A 24,750-nucleotide genomic window follows, 5' to 3' on the forward strand; every position below is an offset into this window, starting at 1 on the left:
GTGGCGGCAATCCGCTCCGGGTTGCTCACTGCGTGCCGCGCGTCATTCGACGCTCGTGGGCGGTTTATCACCGAGCCAGCGCCGCGCGCCGGGCCCGTTGCGGCCCGCGCGATCGTCGGGGTTGGCCAGCTTGCAGCGCTTCAACGACAGGCAGCCGCAACCGATGCACTCGTCGAGGTTGATGTAAAGCCGCTGCAGTTCCTCGATCCGGTTCGCGACGCGCTGCTTCCAGCCGCGCGACAGCCGCTGCCAGTCCTTGTTGGTCGGCGCGGTGTCTTCCGGCAGGCTCACGAGCTGTTCCGCGATCTCGTCGAGCGAATAGCCGATCTTCTGCGCGAACACGATGAACGCAATCAGCCGCAGCACCGCACGCGAATAGTGGCGATGGCTCGAGCCGTTGCGATGCGACCTGATGAGCCCGCGCTTCTCGTAGAAGCGCAACGTCGATGCCGGCACGCCGCTGCGCGCGGCCACTTCGCGAATCGACATCAGCGGCCATTGCGGCATTTCGTCGGTACTCATGACACCCTCCGGGAAAGCCAGCCTTGAAGTTGACTTCAACTTTCATGCTGCGCGGCAGTTTAACCCGTCGCGACGCGTCATGCTTTTCTCGTTCCTCCGCGCGACATCGTCTTCGCGCGCGGCCTGCGCATTGCCGGGCACCGAAACGAGGTCCGCTGGCGGCAGCGCCACGCCTCGCCTCGCCGTCGCACCTGCGTTGCATCGCACGCACCGCATGCGTGGCGCGGCAAGCGGCCGATTCCCCGCCGCGAAACATCGTTCCCCTTCGTCGTAAACGTCTCGAATGCGTAATATTTGCGCCGCCCGATCCGGTTTAGAGTGGCCGCAAATTGATGACGATGCGTCGTATGGCCGAAGTCGCAGGCCGTACCGATGCACCACAGGAGCTGGAGACAAATGGCTGAAGGCAGGATTACGCAAGTTGAATCGTTCGGTTTCGAGCGGATCCCCGACGCATCGCGCTATGCGCGTCCGATCGATCTGTTCCGGTTGCTGTTCGGCGGCTGTAATACGTTTTCCACGTCGGTGCTCGGCAGCTTCCCCGTGCTGGTCGGGCTGTCGTTCAAGGCGGGCGTGTGCGCGATCGTGCTCGGCGTGCTCGCCGGCACCTGTATCCTCGCGCCGATGAGCCTGTTCGGCCCGCGCAATGGGACGAGCGATCCCGTGTCGTCCGGCGCGCATTTCGGCATCCACGGCCGGATCGTCGGTTCGTTCCTTGCGCTGCTCACGTCGATCGCGTTCTTCTCGCTCGCGGTGTGGAGTTCCGGCGATGCGCTCGTGGGCGGCGCGCACAACTTGGTCGGCGTGCCGGTCAACGGCTTCACGCTTGGCGCTGCGTACATGGTGTTCGCGGTGCTCGTGCTGATCGTCTGCATCTACGGTTTTCGCTTCATGTTGTGGGTCAACAAGATCGCCGTGTGGGCAGCGAGCCTGTTGTTCGTCGCCGGCCTGTTCGCGTTTGCGGGGATGTTCGACATGAACTATGCCGGCACGCTGAGCCAGGGCAGTGCCGGTTTCTGGGCCGCGTTCGTCGGCGCGGTGCTGGTCGCGCTGAGCAACCCGGTGTCGTTCGCGTCGACGCTCGGCGACTGGGCACGCTACATCCCGCAACAGACGCCGAAGCGGCGCGTGATGGGCGTCGTGTTCGCCGCGCAGATCGCTACCTTCGTGCCGTTCTTCTTCGGCCTCGCGACCGCGACGATCATCGCGTCGAAGGCGCCCGCGTTCATCGCGTCGAACGACTACGTCGGCGGGCTGCTTGCCGTGTCGCCGCGCTGGTTCCTGCTGCCGATGTGCCTGATCGCGATCATTGGCGGGATGTCGACCGGCACGACCGCGCTGTACGGCACGGGCCTCGACGTATCGAGCATGTTCCCGCGCTTCCTGAACCGCGTGCGTGCGACGCTGCTGATCGGCACGATCGCGATCGCGTTCATCTTCGTCGGCCGCTTCTGGTTCAACCTCGTCGAAAGCGTCGCGACGTTCTCGACGCTGATCGACACGTTCAGCTGCCCGTGGATGGCGATCATGGTGATCGGTTACGTGACGCGCCGCGGCTTCTATCTCGCCGACGACCTGCAGGTGTTCAATCGCGGGCTGCGCGGCGGCCACTACTGGTTCACGCACGGCTGGAACCTCCGCGCGATGGGTGCGTGGCTGCCCGCGGCGTTCATCGGGCTGTCGTTCGTGAACCTGCCGGGGCAGTTCGTCGGGCCGCTCGGTAACCTCGCGGGCGGGCTGGATCTGAGCGTGCCCGTGTCGCTGCTGGTCGGTGGACTGCTTTATTTCGTGCTGCTGACGGTGCATCCGGAAGCGGAAGGCGTGTACGGTCCGAACGGGCGCTTCCTCGTGCGTGGCCCCAGGCAGGCGGCGGGCGGTGTCGGCGCGCCGGCGATTCAGCCGAAGGGCTCTTGAGCGCGGCACTGCGTGTCGTTTCGCTTCGGAATTCATCATGCCGCCACGCGGGAGAGCCGCCGGCGGCATGATTGTTTCCGCACGCGTGACGATCGGTGCGAATGACAGGCCGCCTGTACCCGGCTGCAAGCGGGAACGCGTGTCGGGCAGAGGCAGGCGCGTATCGCCTCCCGTACGGATCAGCGGAACGTGCTGGCCGCGAGCATCCCGCCGTCGACGATGAATTCCGAGCCCGTGCAATGCGCGGATTCGGCGGATACGAGAAACAGCACGTGGCTCGCCACTTCGCCCGGTTTGCCGATGCGCGCGATCGGCAGCCCGCTGTAGAGCGACGATGGATCGAAATCAGCGTATTCCGGCGGGCGCGCCGCCTCACGAAGAGCGTCGGCCGTGCACCGGCCCGGGCGATTCATCGCCAGGTACCGTCAACGTAGACCCACACCGGTCCCTGACGCCGCCAGTATCCGGGCACCCATCTGCGTCCGGGGCGGCGCGCGATCCAGCGTCCGGGCACCCATATATAGCGGCCGCGCTGCCAGCGCCAGTGGCCGTCGGTCCACACATAGCCGTGCGGCCGCGGTGGCGGTGGGCGGCGGTCATGCCGCAGTGCGGGAGGCGGAAAGCCCGGGCGGTCGGAATAAGAGGGCCTGCCCGGCCCGGGAGGCGGTCCTGGGGGCCGATATCCGGGCGGTGCGGATTGAGCCGAGGCGGTACGCAGCCAACCGCCGGTGACGGCGAGGGCGGCGGCCACTCCGATGGCGCGCAGTAGCGAGCGTCGATGCATGGCGGATCCTCTATCTAGTATGCGATCGGGCTGCCTTACATTAGCCCGCTGATCCCACTGCCGGGTTACGCGGGGCGTTAAGGCTGTTACGGCATGTCACGATGACCGCCGGGTAGCCGAGCGAACGCCATCGGTCCCGCGCCGCTGGCGCCGACTGCCCGATGGGGTCGCTACCACTGCACGGCCACGTGTTTACAGTTTGGTCGCAGCGGTTTAGGCCAACGGGGCCAATATTTGAGACTGATTCGGGTAAAAATTACCGATTTTGCGTGGCTCGATGGATTCCGCTTGTTGTTTCTATGCAACCGTCAAGACGATGACACGAAAGAATGGTGGGATGAAAGCCTCCAAAAAGCATCCGTCAATCGGTCAAAAAAATACGTTAAAACAAATACTTATAACGCGTACCCACTTTCATTATTTCTAGTTCTGGAAAAGCTTATTTCTTTATTTGCAGATCGCGCCCCTAGGGTACACCCCTAAACTCACGGTTCCCAAACGGGCAACTATCCGGGCGCGGCCAGAAGGACCGATGGCGTTCCCGGGCGGTTGCAGACCGTTTATGAACAAGGTCGCGAGACCTGCCTCTTTTTAGAAGGGAGCTCCACGAATGAACAAGACTCTGATCGTTGCAGCAGCTGCAGCATCGTTCGCTACCGTCGCTCACGCGCAAAGCAGCGTCACGCTGTACGGCGTGCTGGACGCAGGCATCACCTACACGAGCAACGTCCAGCCGGCACTCGGCCAAGCTGGCAAGTCGCGTTGGGCAATGGGTTCGGGCATCGACCAGAGCCGCTTCGGCCTGCGTGGTTCGGAAGACCTCGGTGGCGGCCTGAAGGCAATCTTCACGTTGGAAAGCGGCTTCAACATCGGTAACGGCAAGTTCGCGAACGGCAACGGCGGCATGTTCAACCGTCAAGCTTTCGTCGGCCTGTCGAGCCAGTACGGCACGGTCACGCTGGGTAAGCAATACGACGCAACGCAAGACTTCCTGGCGCCGCTGACGGCAACGGGCTCGTGGGGCGGCACGTACTTCGCGCACCCGCTGAACCTCGACCGCCTGAGCACGAACGGTGATGTCGCATCGAACAACACGATCAAGTTCACGAGCGCGAACTACGCTGGCCTGCAATTCGGTGGCACGTACTCGTTCTCGAACAACACGAACTTCGGCAACAACCGTGCGTACAGCGCAGGTGCTGCATACCAGTTCCAAGGCCTGAAGCTGGGTGCTGCATACTCGCAAGCTAACCTGGGTGACGGTACGAACGCAAACGGCGCAACGTCGTCGGCAATCGGCGGCATCGCTAGCCAAGGCCGCGTCCGCACGTACGGTGCTGCTGCTGCGTACGCATTCGGTCCGGCACAAGTCGGCGCTGCATGGACGCAAGCGCGTCTGGACAACAACGCAGTTGCTCTGGGCACGCTGCGTACCGACAACTACGAAGTCAACGCCAAGTACAACCTGACGCCGGCTCTCGGCCTGGGTGCTGCTTACACGTACACGAACGCGAAGATCAACAACGGCAGCACGCACTGGAACCAGTTCGGCCTGCAAGCTGACTACTCGCTGTCGAAGCGCACGGACGTCTACGCACAAGCTGTGTACCAGCGTGCAGCGAAGAACGGCATCGGCGCGTCGATCTACAACGGCGACAGCTTCGCGAACAACCTGCCGAGCTCGTCGATCAACCAAACCGCAGCAACGGTTGGTCTGCGTCACCGCTTCTAAGCGTGACGGCTGGGTAACCAGTCTCGCAGCATCGAAAAAGGCGCCTTCGGGCGCCTTTTTTTTCGACTGTGAAGTGCGTCGACGACAATCCGGATCGTGGAGGCGCAAAAAAAGCGAGGCACACCTCGCTTTTTCGCATTCGGGGCAGGTTGCGGTTTTCGATGGATCAGCGCGTATATTCGCCGTTGGCTTCCGGCTGGAACACGATCGCCGCGACCTTCATCAGTTTTTCGACGCCACTGGGTTGCAGCACCTTCACCAGCTGACCGCGTTGCGCGCCCAGCAGCGCCATGCCGACCGGCGAGAACACGTTCAGGCGTCCAAGTTCGAGATTGGCCGCATCCGGATAAACGATCGTCCAGGTGGTCTGTTCCTGGGACGCTTCGTCGAACAGCGTGATCTGCGAGTTCATCGTGACGACGTTTGCCTTGATGGCGTCGGGCTGCACGATGTCTGCGCGCTCGAGCAGCGTGTCGAGCATCGCCTGGAAGCGCGGGTTGTGCTCGGCGTGCTTCTCGAGACGAGCGACATCAAGTTCGGTCAACTGGTAAAGGCGTTGTTTCATGGCAGTTCTCCAAATGATCGGCATGGGGCAGGCGTGGCGTGCCTATGGGGATCGCCCGGAGCCTGTCTGACCTGGCTCCGGAAGGAGGCCGTGCCGTCAGATCAGGCGCCGGGCAGGGGCGAGCGGTGCCTGGGCCGTGCGTCGAAGGCAGAGGTGCGCCGGATGGCCGGCGTGCGCGCGCACGCCGGCGGGGCCGGACGGCGAAACCGAGGAAGGCGTGAGCGCGTGCATGGTGGATACGGTATCGACAGGCGAATAAAACCTTACGATTCTACAACACAACCTTCCGAATTGGTGATCGGGTTGTCGGCCTTTCGTCAGGCATTGTTGTGAAAATGATTTAAGTGATAGAGATCTTGCGTGACGAGAGCGGGCGATTTTTTCCGAAAATGCAACGCAGTATGTTCAAACCAAGGGTTTCCCCTTGGTATGGCGAGCACTACACTTGATCCATCGCTTCAGACAGTCTTGCCGGAAGCGACGCCAAAAGAGAACATATTTCGGAGGTCCATCATGAAGTCGATCATCTACGCAGCGATCGCTGCATCCGTCCTTGCCGCCCCGATCGCATCGTTCGCGCAGTCCGAGCAGGGCTTGACCCGCGACCAGGTGCGCGCCGAACTTGTGCAACTCGAACAGAACGGCTACAAGCCGCTCGCAAGCGATGCGCAATATCCGCAGAACATCCAGGCCGCGGAACAACGGATGCAACCGAACCAGCCGATGCTCGCCCAGGCCGACACGAGCGGCTACGGTGCGGTGGCGGCAGGCGCAGGCCAGTCGGGCCGCCGCATGACGCGTGAAGCGCCGAACCCCGTGAACTCCGTGTACTTCGGCAACTGAACATCCCCGGGTCTGCCCGAGCACAGCATGTGACCGACCGGACGCGCGCGACTCGCGCGCGTCTGCGTCAGCCGAGCAGAACCTCCGTCGCCGCATTCCGGCGGCTTTTCCGCCCAGACGCTCACGCGTTTGGGCCTTTTTTGCTGAGACGGGTCAGGCGGACGTGACCGTCGGCGTACCGTGGATATAGTGTTCGAGCTGGCTGATCGTGAACTGCTGGTCGGCAATCACGCTTTTCACGAGGTCGCCGATCGAGATCAGGCCGATGAGCTTGCCGTCCTGGAGGACGGGCAGGTGGCGCATCCGGTGTTCGGTCATCAGCGCCATGCACTCGTCGGTGGATTGCGACGGTTCGACGTAGCGCACCTTGGCCGTCATGATTTCCTCGACGCGGGTGGCTTTCGATGAACGGTCCTGCAGCACGACTTTGCGCGCGTAGTCGCGCTCGGTGACGATGCCCGCGATGTCGTCGCCGTCCATGACCAGCAACGCGCCGATTCCTTTTTCCGCCATCAGCTTGATGGCGTCGTAGACGAAATCGGCTTTCTTGACGGTGTAGATCGTGCGGCCGGAATCCGGCTTGGCTTTGAGAATTTGCGCGACGGTCGTGCTCATTTGCTTTCTCCGTGTGCGGGACGATGCAGGGAAGGCAGGGCGTGATGCGCGGCACCCGACGGGCCCAGTATAGCCGGGCCTGCTGCGGCAGTCGCGTGACGTTTCCAGATTAGCGGTAAACTCCGGTCACGCACTATCCACACAACTCCTACATTCCTGATCGTTTCGATTGAATTCATGATGTCTTCGCGTCCACAATCGCCCGCGCAGGGCAATGGCCAGGCCGACGAGTGCGTGACGCTCGTCGCCACCGCGTCGCTGCCCACGCGCTACGGTACGTTCACGTCATACGCGTTCCGCGTATCGGGCAGCGATGCCGAACATCTCGCGCTCGTGATGGGTGACGTCGCCGGCGATCAGTCCGTGTTGACGCGGCTTCATTCCGAATGCCTGACCGGCGACGTGTTCGGCTCCTACCGCTGCGATTGCGGCGAGCAACTCGATCTCGCGCTGCGTTACATCGCGGCGGAAGGTCGCGGCGTGCTGCTGTATCTGCGCGGTCACGAAGGGCGCGGCATCGGCCTGAGCAACAAGATCCGTGCGTATGCGTTGCAGGAGCAAGGGCGCGACACCGTCGAGGCGAATCTTGACCTCGGCTTGCCCGACGATGCCCGCGAATACGACTCGGCCGCAGCCATCCTGCGGATCCTCGGCGTGACGTCGGTGCGACTGATGAGCAACAATCCGAAGAAGTTCGACACGCTCGTGAAGCACGGCATTCCCGTCTGCGAACGTGTGGCGCTCGCGGTACCTGTACGCGAGGAAAACGAGCGTTACATCCGGACCAAGCAGGCGAAGTTCGGGCATTACTTCGAGGAAAACGAGTAGCGGAAACAAGGGGCTCCGCGGAGCCCCTTGATCCATCTGGTTTTCGCACGTCAGAGTAAAGGGTTTGAGCCGAAAGTTGCGTTTGTCAGATGCCTTGTCTGCATTTGACCAAATAGGCGAAAACTTGGCACTCTGGCGTAACATTTTTCTGCGCCAGACCGAAAAAGCTACGCTGCGGTCTCGGCCTACAACAAAAACCTACGCCGACCGCTGAAGAGATTCGACGCACGCACCTCGAGCAAGTTGCCTGCGGGCCAACACATGACCTTTGACGGATTCCCGGGCCTCCGCTTCCAGGCCAGCGAGAGCCGTCGTTCCTGGATCTACCGATACAAGTCCCCCCATCGAGAACGTTCCGGCCGCGTCGATAACCCGTGCTCAGGCGTTCGAATTCTTGGATTCTTATCGTGCCACGCCAGCGCTCGCTGCGCGCCTGCGCATGGGGCTGGGCGGAGCGTGGGACTATGCGATGGACGCTGGGAGGCTGCCTGATGGCACGCCGAACTGGTGGCGAATGATCCTGCGCGGCAAAGCGAGTGGTCTGTTGAAGGAGGTGCGCGCGGCCTAAAGTTTTTCTCAGTGCAATCTCCACGTGGTCAATGACCGTAGGTTCCGGATGTATCACCGTACCAAGACTCAATCAATTTTGTGATCGTGCCGCTGTGCCTTTTGTACAATTGCGGTTGAGGGTCGATTTGTCTTACCAATTCGAAAGACTGCGCAATAAAAAAGAAAGGTGTGCAGATGGACACGCATGACTTGGTTCGAGCAATACGAGGCGGTCTGATTCAGCAAGATCGCCTTCTTAAGCTCGACACGCCGTTAGGCAATGATGTGCTGCTTCCGCATCAGATGGTCGGTCAATCCCGTCTAGGGCGCCACTTCGAATTTGTTGTCGATGTTGTGTCGACTACATCGAGCGTTGAACTCAAGAAGCTCATAGCCCAGCCCGTGACGCTGTGGATTCAGCAGAGCGATGGGACATACGCGCCGCACAATGGCTATGTGCACACCGCGAGGCGCCTCGGTGCCGATGGGGGGTTAACGTTCCATCAGATCACGATGGCCTCGTGGATGCACTTCTTGCGATTTCGCCGCGATCAGAAAATATGGCAAGACAAGCCGGTTGACGCAATTATCACGGATGTTTTTAATGCACATCCCCAGGCACGCGGCTTCTACGAATTTCATCTTTCCCGGTCACTTCCTGCGCTGTCCTTCTGTCGTCAGGACGAGAGCGACTGGAATTTCGTTCACCGGCTTCTGGAATCGGAAGGACTATACGGCTACTGGAAGCACGACAGCGACGGCAAGGCCCATCGACTGATCATCACCGACCGCCTGACTGCGCTCGCTGAACCACGGCCGCTCACCTTCTCGCGTGCGGGAACCACCATTGCATCAGATGCGCTGACGCAATGGAGTGGCACACGTACACTGCAGAGCACCTCGCTGACGACACGCACGTTCGACTATAAGGACCCGTCGGGCGTCTTCAATGCAAAAGGTACGTCGTTGCCGACGATGCCGAATCAGGGTGAGTTGCCTGATCAGGCGGAGGTTTATCAGTACACCGGCGCCTATACGTTTCTGGCGCAGGAGAGAGGCGACACGCTTTCGAAGACACGCATCGAGGAGTGGGAATCGCGGTCGAAGCGCTTTCTTGGCATTGGCGGTTGGCGCGCCGCTGATGCGGGCAAACGTTTCACCTTGGACGCGCACCCCGATCACGATGGTGATCCGATCGAACAGCGCGAGTTTGCCGCAATTGCCGTGCGCTGGATCGTTCGAAACAACCTACCTATCACGCAAACTTCGGCGCGGATGCCCAATAGCCTCGACCTGGTAATCGCGGGATCCGGAATCGAGGATCTGAATGATGCTTCTCGTGTGTCGTCAGATATCGCCGGTTTCACGGGTGCCTATCAGGTCGAGATTGAAGCGCAAAGGACCACGGTACCGTTCCGGAGCCCGTTCGAACACGCCAAGCCGACGACGCACCTCGAAACAGCCATAGTTGTGGGACCGCAGAACGAAGAGGTCTATACGGACGAGTTGAACCGAATCAAGGTGCGCTTCATTTGGGATCGGATCAACGAGGGAAACGAGCGCGCATCGTGCTGGGTTCGGGTTGCGCAGTCGGATACCGGCAGCGGGTACGGTGCCGTTCATCCGCCGCGCGTCGGCGAAGAGGTGTTGATCGATTACGTCGGGGGGGACTGTGACCGCCCGATCGCGATCGCACGCGTCTACAATGGTGCGACGAAGCCGCAGTGGCACACGAATGGTTTGCTATCAGGCTATCGATCGAAGGAATTCGGCGGAGCCGGGTATAACCAGATGGTAATGGACGACTCGACTGGCCAAAACCGGGTGCAGCTTTTCAGTAGCCAAGCGAACTCTGCGCTTCATTTGGGTTATTTGATCCATCAAGCAGGCAATGCTCGTGGCGACTATCTGGGAAGTGGTTTCGATCTGCGGACGGACAATTACGGTGCCGTCCGCGCGAATCGTGGGCTCTACGTTACGACGTATCCGAAGACGATCGACAGTCAGCCGCTCGACGCCCGCGAAACACAACAGCAGTTGGTGCGGGCCGAGAGTTTGATCGAGTCACTGTCGGACGCGAGCACGGCCCATAATGCCGAGAATCTGCAGGCGGGGTATAACGCTCTCAAACAGCTGACCGACGCGACGCAGGAAGCTGCCACGGGTGCGGCGTCTGGCGGTCGCACCGCGGGCGGCGGTACAGGATCCGCGAATGTTTTCAAAGAGCCCGTTATGCTGTTCGGCAGCCCCTCAGGCATCGCGCTCTCGAGCAACGAATCGGCACACGTGTCCGCCGCCCAACACGTCAACATCGTAAGTGGTCAGAGTGCGCATCTCGCTGTCGGAAAATCGCTGGTCGCGAGTATCGCCGACAAGCTTAGCGTCTTCGTCCAGAGCGCGGGCATGAAGTTGTTTGCCGGCCGCGGCAAGATCGAGGTCCAGGCTCACTCGGACAACATCGAACTGACCGCGCAGAAGTCGGTGAAGGTGCAATCGACGACCGCGAAAGTTGAGGTTGCAGCAGACCAGGAGATCTTCCTTACTTCTGGCGGCGCTTACATCCGCATCGCAAATGGGGATATCCAGATCCACGCGCCAGGTAAGATCGATATCAAGGGTGCATCGCACAGTCTTGACGGGCCGACCGCACAAGGCTACGTGCTCCCTAGCCTACCCCATGCGGGCGATGCACCCCGATATCACGAGCAGTTCCACTTGGTCGATGACGACGGCGAGACCGTATTGCCACACACACGGTATGAAATTGAGAGCGAGTCGGGGAAGAAGTGGAGCGGCTACAGTGACGCAGATGGCTTTACACAGCACATCTACACTGAACAGCCGGAGTCTCTATCTCTGACGGTCTATATGGAGGTCGATGATGACGACGAAGAAGAAGCGTAAGACTGTGAAGCGCCATGTGAGGCACGCGTCGACGACCGATGCTGATCAGAAGTCGTTAACGAAAGCGGTCATTCAGAACGACGCTGGCGATTGGGTACGGCCGGCAACGGGCGACAAGTTTTACATCGACGAAACAGCGAAATTTCCTTCGATCACGTTCGAAATCAAGACCACCGAGCCGCCACCTTATCAGTGGAAGTGGACGATCCTCTGGGACGCCCAAGTTAGTCCGTTTCGCGCGTCGGGTAAGCGTGGCAAGAAGGTTAGATCATTCTCAGAGACCGGCTCATTCACGAGCAGTGATACGTCGTGGGAAGCGAAGCTCAATGACAAAATCCTTGGAGGGAAGCTGTCTGTCGAAGTCAAGGCGGGTAGCACCGACTTCCGGCGGACCGTGTTCGTCCTCGGTAAGAATCCGTCGAAGGATGACGTGCTTGCGTATCTGAAGCAGATTCCGAACACCATTGGTTTTGACTTGATCCTAGAGCAAGAGAGCCACTTCAAGAATTTTTGGGATACTGACAATGAGCCGGTGGTCGCGGGCGACAAAGGTTTCGGTATGACTCAGATGACCCATCCGTCGCCGACGTATGAGCAGGTGTGGAGCTGGAAAGAGAACATGAAAGCGGGAACGTCGCTGTTTCAGCAAAAGCAGAGGGATGCGATCTCCAGCTTCAAGGGGCATCCATACACTGAGGACCAGTTAAAACACGAGACCTTCACAAGATGGAACGGCGGCAGCTACTATCAGTGGAACGCGAAAACGCAGCAGCTCGAGCGTCAAGATATGCTATGTGACTCGCAAACTGGCAATATCGGCTGGAACCCTGCCGATCCCACAAACGCGGGCAAGACAGAAGCAGAGTTGCATGAGCGCGACAAGGACGAGTACAAAAAAATGAAGGCTGGTCAGAGCAAGGACCATCGATGGACCTATTCAGGTATTTGTTATGCCGATCACATTCTCGGAAACTAAGTGGTGGTTGTGTGCGGCGGCGCTTTCGATTGCCGCAAGCGCGTTCGCAGAGACCGCAGCACCCAACTCGATCCGGCTATCAAATGGCCGTGAGATGCAACAAGACGGTAAGCACTTGGTCGAGGTTGATGTTGGACACCACCGCTCAGCGACGGTGCAATTGCCGCCGGCACTTCGTCGGGCCGTAGCTTCCGCATCGAGTATTGGGTTCCCATCGGCGAGCTCGAAGGTCGTCGACGGGAAGGAATTCGTATTGGTTGTTGTGAATCAGTCGTCCAGCAACAATCCGATGGGCTTCTGCGGCTCGGGAGAGGAGGGTACTCTCTACGTTCTCCAAATGAAGGGAAATGTCGCCGCCTCAAAGTATGCGATGCCCGTGCAAAGCTGTTTGAATAGCGTGTCGCTCGACACTGACGTGAACAATCGCTCACCGTACCTTGCGATCGAATGGCTCGACGGCTCGCCCGGTTTCAAGGTTGCATGGACCAATATCGACGATGCTGGTCCCGCCACCCGAGAATATCGTTACAACGGCAGTACATTCGTCGAAAGCAAGAAGTAGTTTTTGCCGAGACCGGCTTGCAAAATTTCTATGACTTCGTCGGCACTGAGCGGGGTAGCATGGTCGGGTCGTCGAGCTCACTTGCAATCAGGCGTCGTACCTCTGAAAGTTGTGCGGTTGCTGCGAGATTGCGCGCACGGCCCGGCGCATCCCGAGCCTCTTCACATCCCGATCACGGTAGAACCCGCCATTGAAGATCGAAACCGAACGTTTGACGTTGCGCCGCTGGCGATCGGACGATGCCGGTGCGCTGGCTGCGATACATGCGGATCCCGACGTGACCGCGTGGCTCGCGCGCGGCCCGATGTCCGTCGATGAGGCGGAAGCCACCATCGCGCGCTTCGAAGCGCATTTCGATGCGAACGGTTTCGGTGTGTGGGCGATCGAGCGTCGTGCGGATGGCGCGCTGATCGGACTCTGCGGTCTGTCGCGCGAACTTCACGACGAGCATCCGATGGCACCGTGTGTCGAGATCGTATGGCGCCTGGCCCGCTCAACGTGGGGGCATGGTTACACGAGTGAAGCGGCCACCGCGGTATTGGCCGACGGATTCGGGCGGATCGGCCTCGGCGAAATCTTCGCATGGACGGCCGCCGCCAACCAGCGATCGCGACAGGTCGCACAGCGGCTCGGGATGGCGCGGCAGCCGACGCGCGATTTTGATCATCCTGCGCTCCCGGAGGGACACGCACTGCGGCAGCACGTGGTGTACGTCACGCACGCAACGATCGCTCATCTCGACGGTCGCGTCAGCACATGACGGTGTGGGCATGCCTGCCCGTGAACGTCACTCCGCGTTCTACAGCACGGCCGGCAGCACCTGCATCGTTGAATGTCCGTCCGGAGGCATCCCGTTGCGCATTGATCGACGTCACGCTCAATAAGCCCGTGCCGCGGCGCATGCGCATGCAGCTTCGAATGCCGGGCGATCATGCAGATGGCAGGCGCTCAACTCGTCGGCCGTCGGCGACTCACTGCACGCGACGGACAGCGCGTGAATTCGAAGCGATGGTCCAGCCCTTCGGAGCCGAACATTACGCCGGAAAAAGCGTTGTGATCGTCGAAGCCTGCGAGTGCCGATAGTTCGAACGCGTTGCGGGATATGCGTTCGGCCTTGGCGAGGATGGCGACGAGGCGGGCAATGACGACATCGGCTACGTACAAGCGCTTCGTTGATGAGAAACTACGCCGATGGCCACACGAGTGTACGCGTGCTGAATGTCAGGCCCTCTGATGCCGCCCTCATTAAATCGCGCAGGCAAGAAAAAGCCCGCTACTGGAGCGGGCTGAATCCATGTTTGGAGACATGGAGGAGACGGATGTAACTTTAAGGGAAAACCCGAGGGCTCGCAAGCCCTAGTTGTAATTGTGCAACGCAACGAAGCCGCCGCTTTCTCTCACAAACGAGCTTTCACATTCCGCCCGCTCGAGCATGTGCGGCAAGCGCACCGAACCGCTCCTGCGCAACCGGTACTGCATACTTGTCGCGCATTTCGGTCTCGATCCACGTGCATGCCTCGCGCGCGCAGTCGGTCAGCGCGTGCCGCGTCGCGTGTCCGTCGATCGCGTAGACGAAGCGCACGCCCACCTCGTCGTCGGCGACTTGCCGCTGCAGTTGCTTAAGCTGCAATTGCGGCCCGTGCCGTTGCGACAACGCGCACAGCTCGTCGAAGTGATATTCGAGCCAGTCGGCGAAGAACAACGCATCGCTGTGGCAGCGCAGACGGAACGCCGCACTCCGCGAAGGGCGCTGCGGGGTGCCGCCAACGGCCTGCGACTCGCCGGCGGGCGCCAGCGCCGCATCGACGGGCGCAAGCGGCTGCCCGATCTGCCGGTACGGTTCACGGTCGCGCAGCGCGTGCCACAGCAGCTCGTCGCCAGCGGCCCCGGACGGCTGCATCGTCAGGTCGTGCCGTCCGTCGCCGAGGGCGGCGACGTCGCGGATCACGAGACGCAGCGAGCAGAGCGGCTCGTCCGCTACCAGCAGCGTCGCCGCGCGCGGCAACCCGCACACGAGCGGGGCGGCGCCGGCCGCCCGGAACACGAGCCCGTGGCGATCGAGCCGCACGAGCGGCAGCGGCCGCGGAAACGACGGGTAGGCGACCGTGATGCGGGCGCCGCCGGCTCCCGTCAACCCGGGCATCATCGCGCGAAAGACCTGAGACTGGTCCAAGGTGGTTCTCCTTCGTTACGAAGCCGCCCGGCCGGACTACGCGCGTTCCGGCTCAGGCGGCGATGGCCTGCCGGGCGGCCCGTCCCGGCTCAATTCCAAGTGCGGCAAACGTTTGCGGATCGATGTCGATCCAGCACGCGACAACCAGACGGCCATCCACCTGCTTCGGGGGGCCTGCCCGGTGCGCGTGCACGCCGATCCGGCGGAACAACCTTTCCATGCTCGCGAACGTCACGCCGATCAGCTGCCGCGCGCCCAGCTGCGCCGCGCATTCGACGACCGCGGCGAGCATCGGACGCACGGCCCACTCGGCATTGCCCGCGCCGCCTTCGTCGCCGGTCGCCGCGAACCGCGACAGCTCCCAGACGGCCGCCGATTGGGGCAGCGCGACGTCGTCGGCGATCAGGTCGGCGAACAGCGACTTCAGCAAATACGGACGCGTGGTCGGCAACAGGCGCGCACATCCGCACACTTCGCCGCCGGCATTTCTCGCGAACACGTAGACGGTATCGTCGCGATCGAACTGGTCGCGCTCGAAACTTTCGTTCGCCGACGGGAGCGCCCAACCGAGCTGTTCGACGAACACGCGGCGCCGATAGCGCCCGAGATCCGCTGCAAGTTCGTGTGGCAACCGCCCTTCCTCGTGAACGAAGGTCCGCATGGTGTCCTCGGATCGGTACTTTGGTATGCACGCATTACATCGCGCGTCCCGATGCGGCGGTAACTAGTAACTCTTACAGGGTGGGGGCAGGCCGATACCATTCGACCGCTGGTATCGGTTTCTTGATCGACGGGATTGAAATACGGGCGGCTTTTGCTTATAAAGAGCGCCAGTCTTGCGGAAATGTCAGAGGAAAGCGCGGCCGGTTGTCACTGGAGCGTAGGACCGGCATGATAGGCGGCGTTGCGATCGAGCAACGACGCCGCGACCGCGGCCGGCCAGTCGACGTGCGCGAGCCGTGCGGCGAGCGCGGCGGCGGTGCGGAACATGCCGAGATCGGCGCCGGCGGCGTCGACGGCCATGATGTTGCTGCGAACGTCGCCGCCTGCAATCACGAACGTGCCCGTTGCGCGCTCGAGATACCAGTCCCAGCCGACCGTCAGGTATGCGACGCCGGCACTGGCCGGGCGATGCCATTCGGTGTAGCCGGCCAGGCGTGCGTCGATGGCGCTGTCGCGTAGTTCGGTGAGCAGCGATGCATCGAGGCCGCTCGCGACGTGGTCGAGGACGAGCGTGGCCAGCGCGCTTTCGGACAGGCGCACATAGCCGTCCGGAGACGGGCCGCGGACCGGATGCAACAAAGGTGAAGTCATGCGCGGAATGTATCAGCCCCGAACCGGTGCTGGCACCTGACAGGTATGACAGCGTAACGTTGTCGGAGAACGAATGGAACTGCGCTGGCAGGATGCCTACCAACAATTCAGCGCCGCGGAAGACGAGCAGCAGCTCTTCCAGCGGATCGCCGCCTATTCTAAACGCCTCGGCTTCGAATATTGCTGTTACGGCATTCGCGTGCCGCTGCCGGTGTCGAAGCCGGCCGTCGCGATCTTCAATACGTATCCGGATGGCTGGATGGCGCACTATCAGGCGCAGAACTACATCGAGATCGACTCGACGGTCCGCGACGGCGCGCTCAGCACCAACATGATCGTCTGGCCGGACGTCGACCGGATCGATCCATGCCCGTTGTGGCAGGACGCGCGCGACTACGGGCTGGCGGTGGGCGTTGCACAGTCGAGCTGGGCGGCGCGCGGCGCGTTCGGGCTGTTGAGCATCGCACGCCATGCGGACCGGCTCACGCCGGCCGAGATCAACATGCTCACGCTGCAGACCAACTGGCTCGCGAATCTTTCGCATTCGCTGATGAGCCGTTTCATGGTGCCGAAGCTGTCACCGGAGTCGAGCGTCACGCTGACCGCGCGCGAGCGGGAGGTGCTGTGCTGGACGGCCGAAGGCAAGACCGCATGCGAGATCGGCCAGATTCTCAGCATCTCGGAGCGCACGGTCAACTTCCACGTGAACAACATCCTCGAAAAGCTCGGCGCGACCAACAAGGTCCAGGCGGTCGTCAAGGCGATCGCGGCAGGACTCATCGATACGCCCTGACCGGGTGCCGGCCGCGCGGCGACCGTGCCGCGCCGGCCGCCGCCGCCGCTCATTCCATCATCGGCTCCGCTTCCTTCGCGGTCCAGCTCACGCTGGAAATGCTCTTCTCCATGCTCATCCGGCTCGCGATCTGCTCGAGCTTCTGCTGATCCTTCGGGTGCAGCTTCAGCGTCGCCGTCACTTTCAGCCGGTCTGGTTGCTCGGGCACGTCCTCGCTCGTCAGGCTCTGGAACGACAGCGGTTTCGCATACATCGAGTTCGACAGCAGCGTGCGGATGTGCACTTCGTCGGCGGCCAGGCAGATCACGGTGATCTGGTATTCGCGCACGAGATCGGCGTTCGACACGGGGGTCGCGTTGATCGCCTGGCTGACGCCGCGCAGCACCGTGTTGGTGAGCAGCACGACGCCCGTGCCGGCGAGCGCCGGCACGTAATGGCCGGACCCGGCCAGCACGCCGACGGCGGCCGAACACCACAGCGTCGCGGCCGTGTTGATGCCCTGGATCGAGCCCTTGTCGCGCATGATCACGCCGCCGCCGAGAAAGCCGACGCCCGACACGACGTAGGCGGCGATCTGCGTGACGCCGGCCACGCCGTTGCCGGTCAGCACGCCGAGCGTGACGAACAGGCAGGCGCCGCTCGCGACGAGCGTGATCGTGCGCAGGCCCGCCGTGCGTTGCCGCATCTGGCGTTCGAGGCCGATCGCGACGCCGCAGGCGAACGCAGTGAAAAGACGGAGTGCGAAATCGAGAGTCATGGTTGTCCTGCCGTGCCAAGTGCGCATGCCGGCCCGCGTCGCGGCGGCGCGAGGCCGAACGCGGCACGATGGCCGTCGTCGCGCGGTACTGTACCGCGCGAATGCGTCATTCAGTGTGAAACGGGGGGCGTGCGGGCTCGCGGAACGCGAGCCGCGGCAGGAGAACTGCGGCGGACAGGCGTTCAGGCGGCAAGCGGCGCACGCAACGAAGTGCTGCAACTGTCCACGATGGTTCCTGAAGGAAGAATGCGCGGCATTCTAGTAGGCCGCGCGCGCGGGCGTCAACCCGTCCGGTGCGCGGCCGCGAACGGCCGGCGCGGCACGGCGACGGTTACTGCGCCGTGCCGATCGTCCCCGTGGCGAGCGCGAGTGCGGCTGCGGCCGACAGCGCGCCCGCGTAGCTGTCGACTTCCGCGTTGCGGGCCGCGAGCAGCTGGCTTTGCGCGATCGTCGCATCGGTCACCGAGCCGACGCCGTTGCGATATGCGGTGAGCGCCGCGTCGTAGCTCGTCTGCGCGGCATCGACGAGCGCCTTCGCGGCGTCGTGCGACGCAAGGCTCGTCTGCACCGCGTTCTGCGCGGCGACGACCTGGCGCACCGCTTCCTCCTTGGTCCGCGTGAGGCGCTCGGACGCGCTTTGCGCATCGTTGCGCGCCTGCATCAGCACTGCCGAGCGCAGGCCGCCGTCGTACAACGGGATCGTCACGCCGACGAACACGCCGCCGCCATAGCGGCTGCCGTTCAGGTTGACGGTCGCCGCCTGGTCGCCGATCGCGGGCAGCGCGGTGATCGCCGTGCCGCCGCTTGCATAGGACGTCGACGCCGACAGGAAAATCTTCGGCATGAACGCGGCTTGCGCGGCCTTGATCTTCGCGCGGTTGGCTTGCTCGAGCGCATACGCGCCCTGCAGGTCGGGGCGGCGCGCGATCGCGTCCGACACGATCGCGTCCACCGACGAAGCGAGCGCGGGCGGCAGCGGGCGCTTGGGCAACTCGGCGATCGAAGGCTTCGACAGCGGCGAGATGCCGAGTGCGGAGACGAGCGCGAGGTAGCCGTCGCTTTCCGCGCCGTTCGCCTGCACGAGCGCGAGATTCGCCTGCGCGCGATTCTGCGTCGCCTGCGCGAGTTCGACGACGGTGCCGACGCCTTGCCTGAGCCGCGCGCGCGACGCCGCGAGGATCGCGTCGGCGTTCGCCAGGCCCTGCCGCGCGCTGGCCGCGCGCGAGCGGGCGGCTTCGTACCGGTAATACGCGACGGTCACGTCGTGAATCACCTGCTGGTGCACGGCCGTGAATGCGACATTCGACGCGATCGACGCCTGCTCGGCGGCCTCGACGCGCGCCGCGCGGCCACCGAAATCGAACAGCAGCCATTGCAGCGACAGCGCCGAGATCGTGCCGTGCACGGTCGTGTTGCTCGACGAGTCGCCGAGGATCGTCGACGTCGAGCCGTGCTTCGCCTGATATCCACCCATCGCGGTCGCGGACAGGTTCGGCAGATACGCGGTCTTCGCGATGCCGACCGCGAGCGCCGCGTTGCGCGCGTCGTTCCAGGCGATGCGGGTCAGCGGATTCGTCGATTCGGCGAGATCGATGAGCTCGGGCAGCGTATACGGATGCGTGGCATCGAGTGCGGCGGGCGGCGGAACCGACGCGAGCGCGGGGGAGGCCGGCAACGTGTAGTCGTGCGGCGCGCGCTGCGCGGACGCAAGCGGCGGGGCCGGCACGATGTCGCCGGCGGCCGACGTTTGCGGCTGCCACGGGCGGTCGGGCGCCTCTGGCGCGAGGTCGACCGAGGACGTGGCGCAACCGGTCAGCGCGATCGCGGTCGCAAGCGCGGCGGCGGCGATCGACGCGGCCGGCGGTTCAGGGACGCGCATGAGGGGCAGGCTCCTTCGGTGTGGCTTGACGCGCGGCGTCGGCAATATGCGCGAGCCGCGTGTCGATCAGGTTCAGCAGCGCGTCACGTGCGGGATCGGCGGAGGTGGCGGCCGGCACGGTCGCTGCGCGTGCCGTCGACGACGGTGGCGCCGAAGCGGCATCGCCAACCGGGGCGCCTTCGCGCGGTTCGACCACGCGCGCGAGCCGCGCATCGATCGCCGCATCGCCCGGCGCGCGTTCGGCGAGCAGGAACAGCGGGCCTTCGAGCGCGCCGAGTTCCGCAAGCGTGCGCCGCCGGGTCGCGAGCCACGTCGCGGCCGGGCGGACCCACGACGGTTCGTAGTGGATCAGCCCGAGTTCTTGCGCGATCGCGCCGTGACGCGCAAAGGCTTCTGCAGCGAGCGTGCGGCGTTCGGCGGGCTGCGCGACCTGCACGATACGGCGCCACTGGTCGCGCAGCGCGGCGAGTGCGACGTCGATCTGCTTGCCGATGCTGACGGGCCAGATGCGTGTGAACACGAGATATACGACGATGTTGCCGAGCAGGATGCCGATCGTGCGATCGCGCGCGAGCGTCAGGTCGAAGCCCGGGGCGGCGCCCTGGATCACGCACAGGAAGAATGCGAATGCGACCTGGAAGCCCGCATACGCGATGCGCGGCGAACCGAATGCGACCCACGCGGACAGCCAGGCGCCGGCGAATACGAGCGCCATCAGCTCGCCGATCGACGACAGTGCCGGCACGACGAACACGAGCGCCGCGGTGCCGATCAGCGCGCCGACAATGCAGCCGGCGATCCGCAGCGTGAGTTTCTCGACCGTCTCGGCCGTCGAGCCGAGCGACACCATGTAGCAGGTGATGAAGCACGTGTGGATGCCGGACCAGTCGAGCTGCGAATACAGCAGGTAGCAGAACATCGCCGCGACGGTCGTCTTCAGCGCGTAGCGGATGTGGTCGGGATTGGTGCGGGCGTCAGGCAGGAAGAAGCCGCCGCGCGGCGCGGGCGGTGCGGCGGGCGCCTTCGTCGGCGAAGCCGATGCATCGGTCGGGATTGCGGCCGGTGCATCCGGTGTCGCGGGCAGCGGCAGCGGCAGCGGGGGTGGCGGTTCGGCGAAATGCGTGATGGCCGCGTGCAGATCGGTCGCGACGACGCGCGCGAGCGGCGCCAGCGTATCGGCCGGCGGCAGTGCGAGCGTCACGTCGACCGGATAGCCGCCTTGCTCGAGGATGCCGGCCATCTCGTCGAGGATCGCAGCGGCCGGTTCCGCGAATGCGGCGGGCAGGCGAGCGTCCGGCTCGCGGTCGGCGAGCGCAACCGCCACGAGCAGCGCGGTGCTCGATGCGATGGCGTGTCGCAGCGCGGGCGCGTCGGTGGCCGGCGTCGATCCTTCGAGCGTCGACAGCTTCAGCCACGTGAGCATCTGCTTGTCGCCTTCGCGCAGGCTCGCTTCGAAGGCCGCGCGTGCGTCGTCGTCGTCGCGCAGCCGCCGCGCGGCGAGCCGCAGCCGTGTCGCGAGCTGCGCGAGCGCGAGCTTGCGCGGCGACGGCGCGATCAACAGGTTGACGACGATCGCGACGCCGACCGGAATCGCGACCATCAGCCACGCATAGAGCAGCGCGCGCGTCGCGGCTTCGCCGACCGGCGCGAGGCCGAGCTGGTCGAGCCCGAAGCCGACGATCATCGCGAGGATCGCGCCGATCGGGCGCAGCTTGCTGGCCGACGTCAGATACAGCAGCGCGACCGACAGCACGGCCATGCATGCGACGCGCAGCACCGAATAGTCGATGCTGAAGATCGCGACGCCGACCACGAGCGCGATCACGAGCGTGACGAGCAGCAGCATCGCGGCCGCGAGCACGACGCTCGTCACGCGATCGGCGCGATTCAGGAAGAACACGACGTAGGCGGAGATCGCGGCTTCCGGCGTGCCGTAGCCGCTCGTCACGAGCACGACGAGCGCGCAGATCAGCGCGACCCGCACGGCCATCGCGGCGCGGCCCGGAAACGGCGCGAGCAGTCGCAGGATTTCGCGCGGGCCGGGCGCGCGGACTTCAGCGGCAGGCTGAGCCATGCCGGACCTCGACGATCGCGCTCGCGCCGACTCGCACGAGCTTGCCGTCGGGTTCGTCGAGCTTCACGCGCACCGGGAAGCGCTGCGCGACGTGCACCCAGTTCACCGAGTTCTGCACGATCGGCAGCGCGCGCGGCAGGTTGATGCGGGCGCTGTCCGCGATGCCGGCGCCGATGCCGACGACCTTGCCCGTCAGCGGACGGCTGCGGTCGATCATCGAGTAGACCGTCGCGCAGTCGCCGACCGCGATGCGGTTCAACGACGTTTCGCGGAAGTTGCCGACGGCGAACCATTCGCTCGCATCGATCAGCGTGAAGATCGACTGGTTCGGCGTGAGCGTTTCGCCCGCGAGCACGGTCAGGCCCGTCACGAGCCCGTCGTGAGGCGCGCGCACGACCGTATCGTCGAGCGCGTGCTGCGCGCGGGCGAGTGCGGCTTCGCGTGCGTGGAGCGTGGCGATCGCGTCGGCTTCGTCGCCGATCGTCTGCGCGGACGCGCGCTGCTGTTCCTGGGCCTGCGCGAGCGACACGGCCGCGTCGCGCTGCCGGACCTTCGCCTGATCGAACTGCTGCGCGCTGACGTAGCCTTGCGCCGCCAGCGGCGCGAGCCGGTTCACGTCGCGCGTCGCGAGGTCGTAGTTTTGCGACGCACGTTTCACCTGCTCGGCGGCCACGGCCGCGTTCGAACGCTCGCCGATCAGCGACCGGCGGCGCGTGTCGAGCGACGCGCGTGCGAGCTCGAGATCGGCCTGCGCCTGCGCGACCGTCAGCCGGTACGGCACCGGATCGATTTCATACAGCACGTCGCCTTTCGCGACGCGCTGGTTTTCGTGGACCGCGAGCCGCACGATGCGTCCGCCGACGGGCGACGCGACGTGCACGACGTCGGCGTCGATCGACGCGTCGTCGGTGGACGGGTAGGCCGTCGTGCGGTGGTATGCGTACGCGAGCGCCGCGATGCCGAGCGCGACGATCGCCAGCGCGATCACGCGGCCTTTCGTGGAGGGGCGGGCGATGCCGGCGGCCTTCATGCGAACGGCCCCGTGCCGGCGAGCCACACGATCACGGCGACCACGAGGCCGATCGCGGTGCAGACGGCGAGCTGGTAGGGCACGGTGGCGGCCCAGCCGGTCGCGACGAACACGCGGTGCGCGACGATCGCGCCGATGATGCCGACGATCGCGCTGACGAGCCAGAGCGGGAAATACGCGCCGAACAGGACGTACGACGGTGCGCCGCGCGACGTGCAGCCTGCAAGCGGCAGGGCTGGCGCCAGTGTGGCGGCGGCACGCAGGGGCGCGCGCGACGTTGTTTTTCTCATGTGTGACGAGCTCGACGTTGGAGGTGAATGCCGGGCGCGGCGCAATGCGGTCCGTCGCCGCGACGACGATTCCGCGATACGGAGCCGATCATAAAACAGCGCGATGCGGACCGCCAGCGATGCCCCGCGTGCAGGCGGCTCGCAACGGGCGCGCGGCCGGCGCTTCGGGATGGTCGGTGACGATCGCGATTCTGCCAGCGACTGCGCTCGCAGGGTTGCCGACCCACTGCAAAAGATCGTCAGATGAAACCGGGCCGATACAGTTTGCATGCCGATGCAACGGGAATCGCCGATTCGAATGCCGGATTACAGCGCAAACGCGGATGAATCCGCATTCCGGCCGCGCCGTGCGTTTGCCGTGGCCGCGATCCGTCGTGCCGCCCGGTATCTGTGTACCATCGTGCGGATAGCGCGACGCGTGACGGAAACTGACGCCCGGTTTCGTCCGATGCGCGGCGCGGAAGCGGTAGCGGTACCGCAACGAGGATGAACGTTCCATGCGAAGTTTCTTTGTCCGGTTCATTGCGATCGGCGTGCTGTTCCACTTGTACGTCGGACTGCGGATCATTCCCGACGCCTTCGCGTCGCCGCTCGCGCGCACGCTCGCGGCGCTCGTGCTGGCGAGCTTCGTCGTGCTGATTCCGGTCGGCATGTTCTCGCGCCGCTTCGACGAAGGCTGGGCCGCGACGCTGGCCGGCTGGGCCGGCTCGCTCGCGATGGGTTTCTTTTCGTCGCTGCTGGTGCTGACGTTCCTGCGCGATCTGCTGCTGCTCGGCGTCGTTGCATGGCGGCATCTGGGGCATGACGGCGCCTGGAGCGGCGCGGCATCCGACACGGCGCTCGGCGTGCTGGCGGGCGCGGTGCTGGTCAGCGCGATCGGATTCGTCGGCGCACGCCGCACGGCGGCGGTCAAGCGCGTGTCGATTCCGGTCGACGGGCTGCCGGCCGCGCTCGACGGGCTGACGATCGTGCAACTGTCGGACATTCACGTCGGGCCGACGATCAAGCGGCCTTATATCGAGCGGATCGTGCGCACGGTCAATGGGCTCGACGCCGATCTCGTCGTCGTGACGGGCGACGTGGTCGACGGCCCGGTCAAGCGGCTGCGCGAGCACACGGCGCCGCTTGGCCGCATGCAGTCGCGGCACGGCAGCTTCCTCGTGACGGGCAACCACGAGTACTACGCCGGCGCGCATGCATGGATCGACGAGTTCCGGCGGATCGGGTTGAAGGTGCTGCTCAACGAGCATGTGCTGATCGAGCACGACGGCGCGCGCGCGGTGCTCGCGGGCGTCACCGACTTCACGGCGGGCGGGTTCGATCCCGCGCATCGCAGCGACCCCGGGCAGGCGCTGGCGGGCGCGCCGCACGACGTCGCCACGAAGATCCTGCTCGCGCACCAGCCGCGCAGCGCGGAAGCGGCGAGCCGCGCCGGTTTCACGGTCCAGCTGTCCGGCCATACGCACGGCGGCCAGTTTCTGCCGTGGCCGCCGTTCGTGCGCCTGCAACAGCCGGTGATCGGCGGGCTGAGCCGGTTCGGCGAAATGTGGCTCTACACCAGCCGCGGCACCGGCTACTGGGGGCCGCCGAACCGTTTCGGCGTGCCGTCCGAAATCACGCTGATCCGGCTGGCACGCGGCCGCTAG

25 protein-coding genes and 1 pseudogene are annotated in these 24,750 nt (G+C 64.1%); 11 read left to right on the forward strand and 15 right to left on the reverse strand.

Annotation, left to right across the window (positions count from 1 at the left end; translation table 11 throughout):
* Nucleotides 1-42: 42 nt before the first annotated feature.
* A complete protein-coding gene (gene soxR / locus HW466_RS00665) occupies nucleotides 43-522 on the reverse strand; it encodes a redox-sensitive transcriptional activator SoxR (RefSeq protein WP_059774247.1) in 480 nt (159 codons plus the stop codon).
* A 396-nt stretch (nucleotides 523-918) separates the two neighbouring features.
* On the opposite strand from soxR, the gene HW466_RS00670 reads away from it, so the two are divergent.
* Nucleotides 919-2,436, forward strand: coding sequence for a purine-cytosine permease family protein (locus tag HW466_RS00670; RefSeq protein ID WP_060022418.1), 1,518 nt, complete (start codon nucleotides 919-921; stop codon nucleotides 2,434-2,436).
* 179 nt (nucleotides 2,437-2,615) lie between these two features.
* On the opposite strand, the gene HW466_RS00675 is transcribed toward HW466_RS00670, so the two are convergent.
* Both HW466_RS00675 and HW466_RS00680 read right to left on the reverse strand, forming a co-directional pair.
* On the reverse strand, nucleotides 2,616-2,849 hold the full coding sequence (locus tag HW466_RS00675) for an SDR family oxidoreductase (RefSeq protein WP_060347232.1): 234 nt from the start codon (nucleotides 2,847-2,849) through the stop codon (nucleotides 2,616-2,618).
* Nucleotides 2,846-3,220 (reverse strand): YXWGXW repeat-containing protein, encoded by a 375-nt coding sequence (locus HW466_RS00680; protein WP_081053111.1) that lies wholly within the window; start codon nucleotides 3,218-3,220, stop codon nucleotides 2,846-2,848. Before HW466_RS00680 ends, HW466_RS00675 begins: the two co-directional genes overlap by 4 nt.
* A 610-nt stretch (nucleotides 3,221-3,830) precedes the next feature.
* On the opposite strand from HW466_RS00680, the gene HW466_RS00685 reads away from it, so the two are divergent.
* Nucleotides 3,831-4,952, forward strand: coding sequence for a porin (locus HW466_RS00685; protein ID WP_059451674.1), 1,122 nt, complete (start codon nucleotides 3,831-3,833; stop codon nucleotides 4,950-4,952).
* A gap of 166 nt (nucleotides 4,953-5,118) precedes the next feature.
* On the opposite strand, the gene HW466_RS00690 is transcribed toward HW466_RS00685, so the two are convergent.
* Nucleotides 5,119-5,517: a GreA/GreB family elongation factor gene (locus tag HW466_RS00690; RefSeq protein ID WP_151002914.1), complete on the reverse strand. Its 399-nt coding sequence runs from the start codon at nucleotides 5,515-5,517 to the stop codon at nucleotides 5,119-5,121.
* 513 nt (nucleotides 5,518-6,030) lie between these two features.
* Between HW466_RS00690 and HW466_RS00695 the strand changes: the two genes are divergently transcribed.
* Nucleotides 6,031-6,360 (forward strand): DUF4148 domain-containing protein, encoded by a 330-nt coding sequence (locus tag HW466_RS00695; RefSeq protein ID WP_059451672.1) that lies wholly within the window; start codon nucleotides 6,031-6,033, stop codon nucleotides 6,358-6,360.
* Between the two features lie 153 nt (nucleotides 6,361-6,513).
* Here HW466_RS00695 and HW466_RS00700 read toward each other — a convergent pair whose 3' ends face one another.
* Nucleotides 6,514-6,975, reverse strand: a complete 462-nt coding sequence (locus HW466_RS00700) for a CBS domain-containing protein (protein WP_059451671.1) — start codon at nucleotides 6,973-6,975, stop codon at nucleotides 6,514-6,516.
* Nucleotides 6,976-7,152: 177 nt separating this feature from the next.
* On the opposite strand from HW466_RS00700, the gene ribA reads away from it, so the two are divergent.
* The 6 genes and pseudogenes from ribA to HW466_RS00725 all read left to right on the forward strand — a co-directional run bounded on the left by ribA (nucleotide 7,153) and on the right by HW466_RS00725 (nucleotide 13,554).
* The gene (gene ribA, locus HW466_RS00705) at nucleotides 7,153-7,803 is read left to right on the forward strand and encodes a GTP cyclohydrolase II (protein ID WP_059451670.1); all 651 of its coding nucleotides are present in this window, start codon (nucleotides 7,153-7,155) and stop codon (nucleotides 7,801-7,803) included.
* A 261-nt stretch (nucleotides 7,804-8,064) separates the two neighbouring features.
* A pseudogene (locus tag HW466_RS31760) lies at nucleotides 8,065-8,335 on the forward strand (hypothetical protein); the annotation flags it as partial.
* Between the two features lie 212 nt (nucleotides 8,336-8,547).
* A complete protein-coding gene (locus HW466_RS00710; protein WP_151002916.1) occupies nucleotides 8,548-11,256 on the forward strand; it encodes a type VI secretion system Vgr family protein in 2,709 nt (902 codons plus the stop codon).
* Nucleotides 11,234-12,232: a hypothetical protein gene (locus tag HW466_RS00715; protein ID WP_151002918.1), complete on the forward strand. Its 999-nt coding sequence runs from the start codon at nucleotides 11,234-11,236 to the stop codon at nucleotides 12,230-12,232. The genes HW466_RS00710 and HW466_RS00715 overlap by 23 nt, the downstream gene beginning before the upstream one ends.
* Complete coding sequence (locus HW466_RS00720) at nucleotides 12,207-12,794, forward strand: hypothetical protein (protein ID WP_151002920.1); 588 nt, start codon at nucleotides 12,207-12,209, stop codon at nucleotides 12,792-12,794. Before HW466_RS00715 ends, HW466_RS00720 begins: the two co-directional genes overlap by 26 nt.
* A 190-nt stretch (nucleotides 12,795-12,984) precedes the next feature.
* Complete coding sequence (locus HW466_RS00725; RefSeq protein WP_060118241.1) at nucleotides 12,985-13,554, forward strand: GNAT family N-acetyltransferase; 570 nt, start codon at nucleotides 12,985-12,987, stop codon at nucleotides 13,552-13,554.
* A 188-nt stretch (nucleotides 13,555-13,742) separates the two neighbouring features.
* Here the strand turns inward: HW466_RS00725 and HW466_RS31765 are convergent, their stop codons facing one another.
* The 4 genes from HW466_RS31765 to HW466_RS00745 all read right to left on the reverse strand — a co-directional run bounded on the left by HW466_RS31765 (nucleotide 13,743) and on the right by HW466_RS00745 (nucleotide 16,281).
* Entirely contained in the window at nucleotides 13,743-13,958 is a 216-nt protein-coding gene (locus HW466_RS31765; RefSeq protein ID WP_239005844.1) for a hypothetical protein, read from the reverse strand.
* A gap of 247 nt (nucleotides 13,959-14,205) precedes the next feature.
* A complete protein-coding gene (locus HW466_RS00735; protein ID WP_174905464.1) occupies nucleotides 14,206-14,967 on the reverse strand; it encodes a hypothetical protein in 762 nt (253 codons plus the stop codon).
* A gap of 52 nt (nucleotides 14,968-15,019) precedes the next feature.
* Nucleotides 15,020-15,628, reverse strand: coding sequence for an acyl-homoserine-lactone synthase (locus HW466_RS00740; protein WP_059451668.1), 609 nt, complete (start codon nucleotides 15,626-15,628; stop codon nucleotides 15,020-15,022).
* Nucleotides 15,629-15,837: 209 nt separating this feature from the next.
* Nucleotides 15,838-16,281 carry a DUF4902 domain-containing protein gene (locus HW466_RS00745; protein WP_059792868.1) on the reverse strand — a complete coding sequence of 148 codons (444 nt, stop codon included), beginning with the start codon at nucleotides 16,279-16,281 and terminating at the stop codon, nucleotides 15,838-15,840.
* 73 nt (nucleotides 16,282-16,354) lie between these two features.
* Here HW466_RS00745 and HW466_RS00750 point away from each other — a divergent pair, with 73 nt between their 5' ends.
* Nucleotides 16,355-17,074 (forward strand): autoinducer binding domain-containing protein, encoded by a 720-nt coding sequence (locus HW466_RS00750; RefSeq protein WP_059451666.1) that lies wholly within the window; start codon nucleotides 16,355-16,357, stop codon nucleotides 17,072-17,074.
* 49 nt (nucleotides 17,075-17,123) lie between these two features.
* Here the strand turns inward: HW466_RS00750 and HW466_RS00755 are convergent, their stop codons facing one another.
* The 6 genes from HW466_RS00755 to HW466_RS00780 all read right to left on the reverse strand — a co-directional run bounded on the left by HW466_RS00755 (nucleotide 17,124) and on the right by HW466_RS00780 (nucleotide 23,603).
* Nucleotides 17,124-17,831 (reverse strand): MgtC/SapB family protein, encoded by a 708-nt coding sequence (locus HW466_RS00755; RefSeq protein ID WP_040140256.1) that lies wholly within the window; start codon nucleotides 17,829-17,831, stop codon nucleotides 17,124-17,126.
* 331 nt (nucleotides 17,832-18,162) lie between these two features.
* Nucleotides 18,163-19,710, reverse strand: a complete 1,548-nt coding sequence (locus HW466_RS00760) for a TolC family protein (protein ID WP_174905465.1) — start codon at nucleotides 19,708-19,710, stop codon at nucleotides 18,163-18,165.
* Nucleotides 19,697-21,784, reverse strand: a complete 2,088-nt coding sequence (locus HW466_RS00765) for an FUSC family protein (protein WP_174905466.1) — start codon at nucleotides 21,782-21,784, stop codon at nucleotides 19,697-19,699. The genes HW466_RS00760 and HW466_RS00765 overlap by 14 nt, the downstream gene beginning before the upstream one ends.
* Nucleotides 21,765-22,814: a multidrug transporter subunit MdtN gene (mdtN, locus tag HW466_RS00770; protein ID WP_059507678.1), complete on the reverse strand. Its 1,050-nt coding sequence runs from the start codon at nucleotides 22,812-22,814 to the stop codon at nucleotides 21,765-21,767. Before mdtN ends, HW466_RS00765 begins: the two co-directional genes overlap by 20 nt.
* Nucleotides 22,811-23,104, reverse strand: coding sequence for a hypothetical protein (locus HW466_RS00775; RefSeq protein WP_059451662.1), 294 nt, complete (start codon nucleotides 23,102-23,104; stop codon nucleotides 22,811-22,813). The genes mdtN and HW466_RS00775 overlap by 4 nt, the downstream gene beginning before the upstream one ends.
* Nucleotides 23,105-23,192: 88 nt before the next feature.
* Complete coding sequence (locus HW466_RS00780; RefSeq protein ID WP_174905467.1) at nucleotides 23,193-23,603, reverse strand: hypothetical protein; 411 nt, start codon at nucleotides 23,601-23,603, stop codon at nucleotides 23,193-23,195.
* On the opposite strand from HW466_RS00780, the gene HW466_RS00785 reads away from it, so the two are divergent.
* Complete coding sequence (locus tag HW466_RS00785) at nucleotides 23,602-24,750, forward strand: metallophosphoesterase (RefSeq protein WP_151005127.1); 1,149 nt, start codon at nucleotides 23,602-23,604, stop codon at nucleotides 24,748-24,750. The genes HW466_RS00780 and HW466_RS00785 overlap by 2 nt on opposite strands.

Source organism: Burkholderia territorii, from assembly GCF_902833055.1.
GTDB classification, from domain to species: Bacteria; Pseudomonadota; Gammaproteobacteria; order Burkholderiales; family Burkholderiaceae; genus Burkholderia; species Burkholderia territorii.

Bases quoted from the DNA above. Each gene is read 5' to 3' on its own strand.
- HW466_RS00685 (WP_059451674.1), top strand. From the start codon at position 3,831: ATGAACAAGACTCTGATCGTTGCAGCAGCTGCAGCATCGTTCGCTACC.
- HW466_RS00720 (WP_151002920.1), top strand. From the start codon at position 12,207: ATGCCGATCACATTCTCGGAAACTAAGTGGTGGTTGTGTGCGGCGGCG.
- HW466_RS00755 (WP_040140256.1), bottom strand. From the start codon at position 17,831: ATGACTCTCGATTTCGCACTCCGTCTTTTCACTGCGTTCGCCTGCGGC.
- HW466_RS00745 (WP_059792868.1), bottom strand. From the start codon at position 16,281: ATGACTTCACCTTTGTTGCATCCGGTCCGCGGCCCGTCTCCGGACGGC.
- HW466_RS00750 (WP_059451666.1), top strand. From the start codon at position 16,355: ATGGAACTGCGCTGGCAGGATGCCTACCAACAATTCAGCGCCGCGGAA.
- HW466_RS00690 (WP_151002914.1), bottom strand. From the start codon at position 5,517: ATGAAACAACGCCTTTACCAGTTGACCGAACTTGATGTCGCTCGTCTC.
- HW466_RS00700 (WP_059451671.1), bottom strand. From the start codon at position 6,975: ATGAGCACGACCGTCGCGCAAATTCTCAAAGCCAAGCCGGATTCCGGC.
- HW466_RS00780 (WP_174905467.1), bottom strand. From the start codon at position 23,603: ATGGAACGTTCATCCTCGTTGCGGTACCGCTACCGCTTCCGCGCCGCG.
- ribA (WP_059451670.1), top strand. From the start codon at position 7,153: ATGATGTCTTCGCGTCCACAATCGCCCGCGCAGGGCAATGGCCAGGCC.
- HW466_RS00680 (WP_081053111.1), bottom strand. From the start codon at position 3,220: ATGCATCGACGCTCGCTACTGCGCGCCATCGGAGTGGCCGCCGCCCTC.
- mdtN (WP_059507678.1), bottom strand. From the start codon at position 22,814: ATGAAGGCCGCCGGCATCGCCCGCCCCTCCACGAAAGGCCGCGTGATC.
- HW466_RS00710 (WP_151002916.1), top strand. From the start codon at position 8,548: ATGGACACGCATGACTTGGTTCGAGCAATACGAGGCGGTCTGATTCAG.
- HW466_RS00695 (WP_059451672.1), top strand. From the start codon at position 6,031: ATGAAGTCGATCATCTACGCAGCGATCGCTGCATCCGTCCTTGCCGCC.
- soxR (WP_059774247.1), bottom strand. From the start codon at position 522: ATGAGTACCGACGAAATGCCGCAATGGCCGCTGATGTCGATTCGCGAA.
- HW466_RS00740 (WP_059451668.1), bottom strand. From the start codon at position 15,628: ATGCGGACCTTCGTTCACGAGGAAGGGCGGTTGCCACACGAACTTGCA.
- HW466_RS00765 (WP_174905466.1), bottom strand. From the start codon at position 21,784: ATGGCTCAGCCTGCCGCTGAAGTCCGCGCGCCCGGCCCGCGCGAAATC.
- HW466_RS00715 (WP_151002918.1), top strand. From the start codon at position 11,234: ATGACGACGAAGAAGAAGCGTAAGACTGTGAAGCGCCATGTGAGGCAC.
- HW466_RS00760 (WP_174905465.1), bottom strand. From the start codon at position 19,710: ATGCGCGTCCCTGAACCGCCGGCCGCGTCGATCGCCGCCGCCGCGCTT.
- HW466_RS00785 (WP_151005127.1), top strand. From the start codon at position 23,602: ATGCGAAGTTTCTTTGTCCGGTTCATTGCGATCGGCGTGCTGTTCCAC.
- HW466_RS00675 (WP_060347232.1), bottom strand. From the start codon at position 2,849: ATGAATCGCCCGGGCCGGTGCACGGCCGACGCTCTTCGTGAGGCGGCG.
- HW466_RS00775 (WP_059451662.1), bottom strand. From the start codon at position 23,104: ATGAGAAAAACAACGTCGCGCGCGCCCCTGCGTGCCGCCGCCACACTG.
- HW466_RS00670 (WP_060022418.1), top strand. From the start codon at position 919: ATGGCTGAAGGCAGGATTACGCAAGTTGAATCGTTCGGTTTCGAGCGG.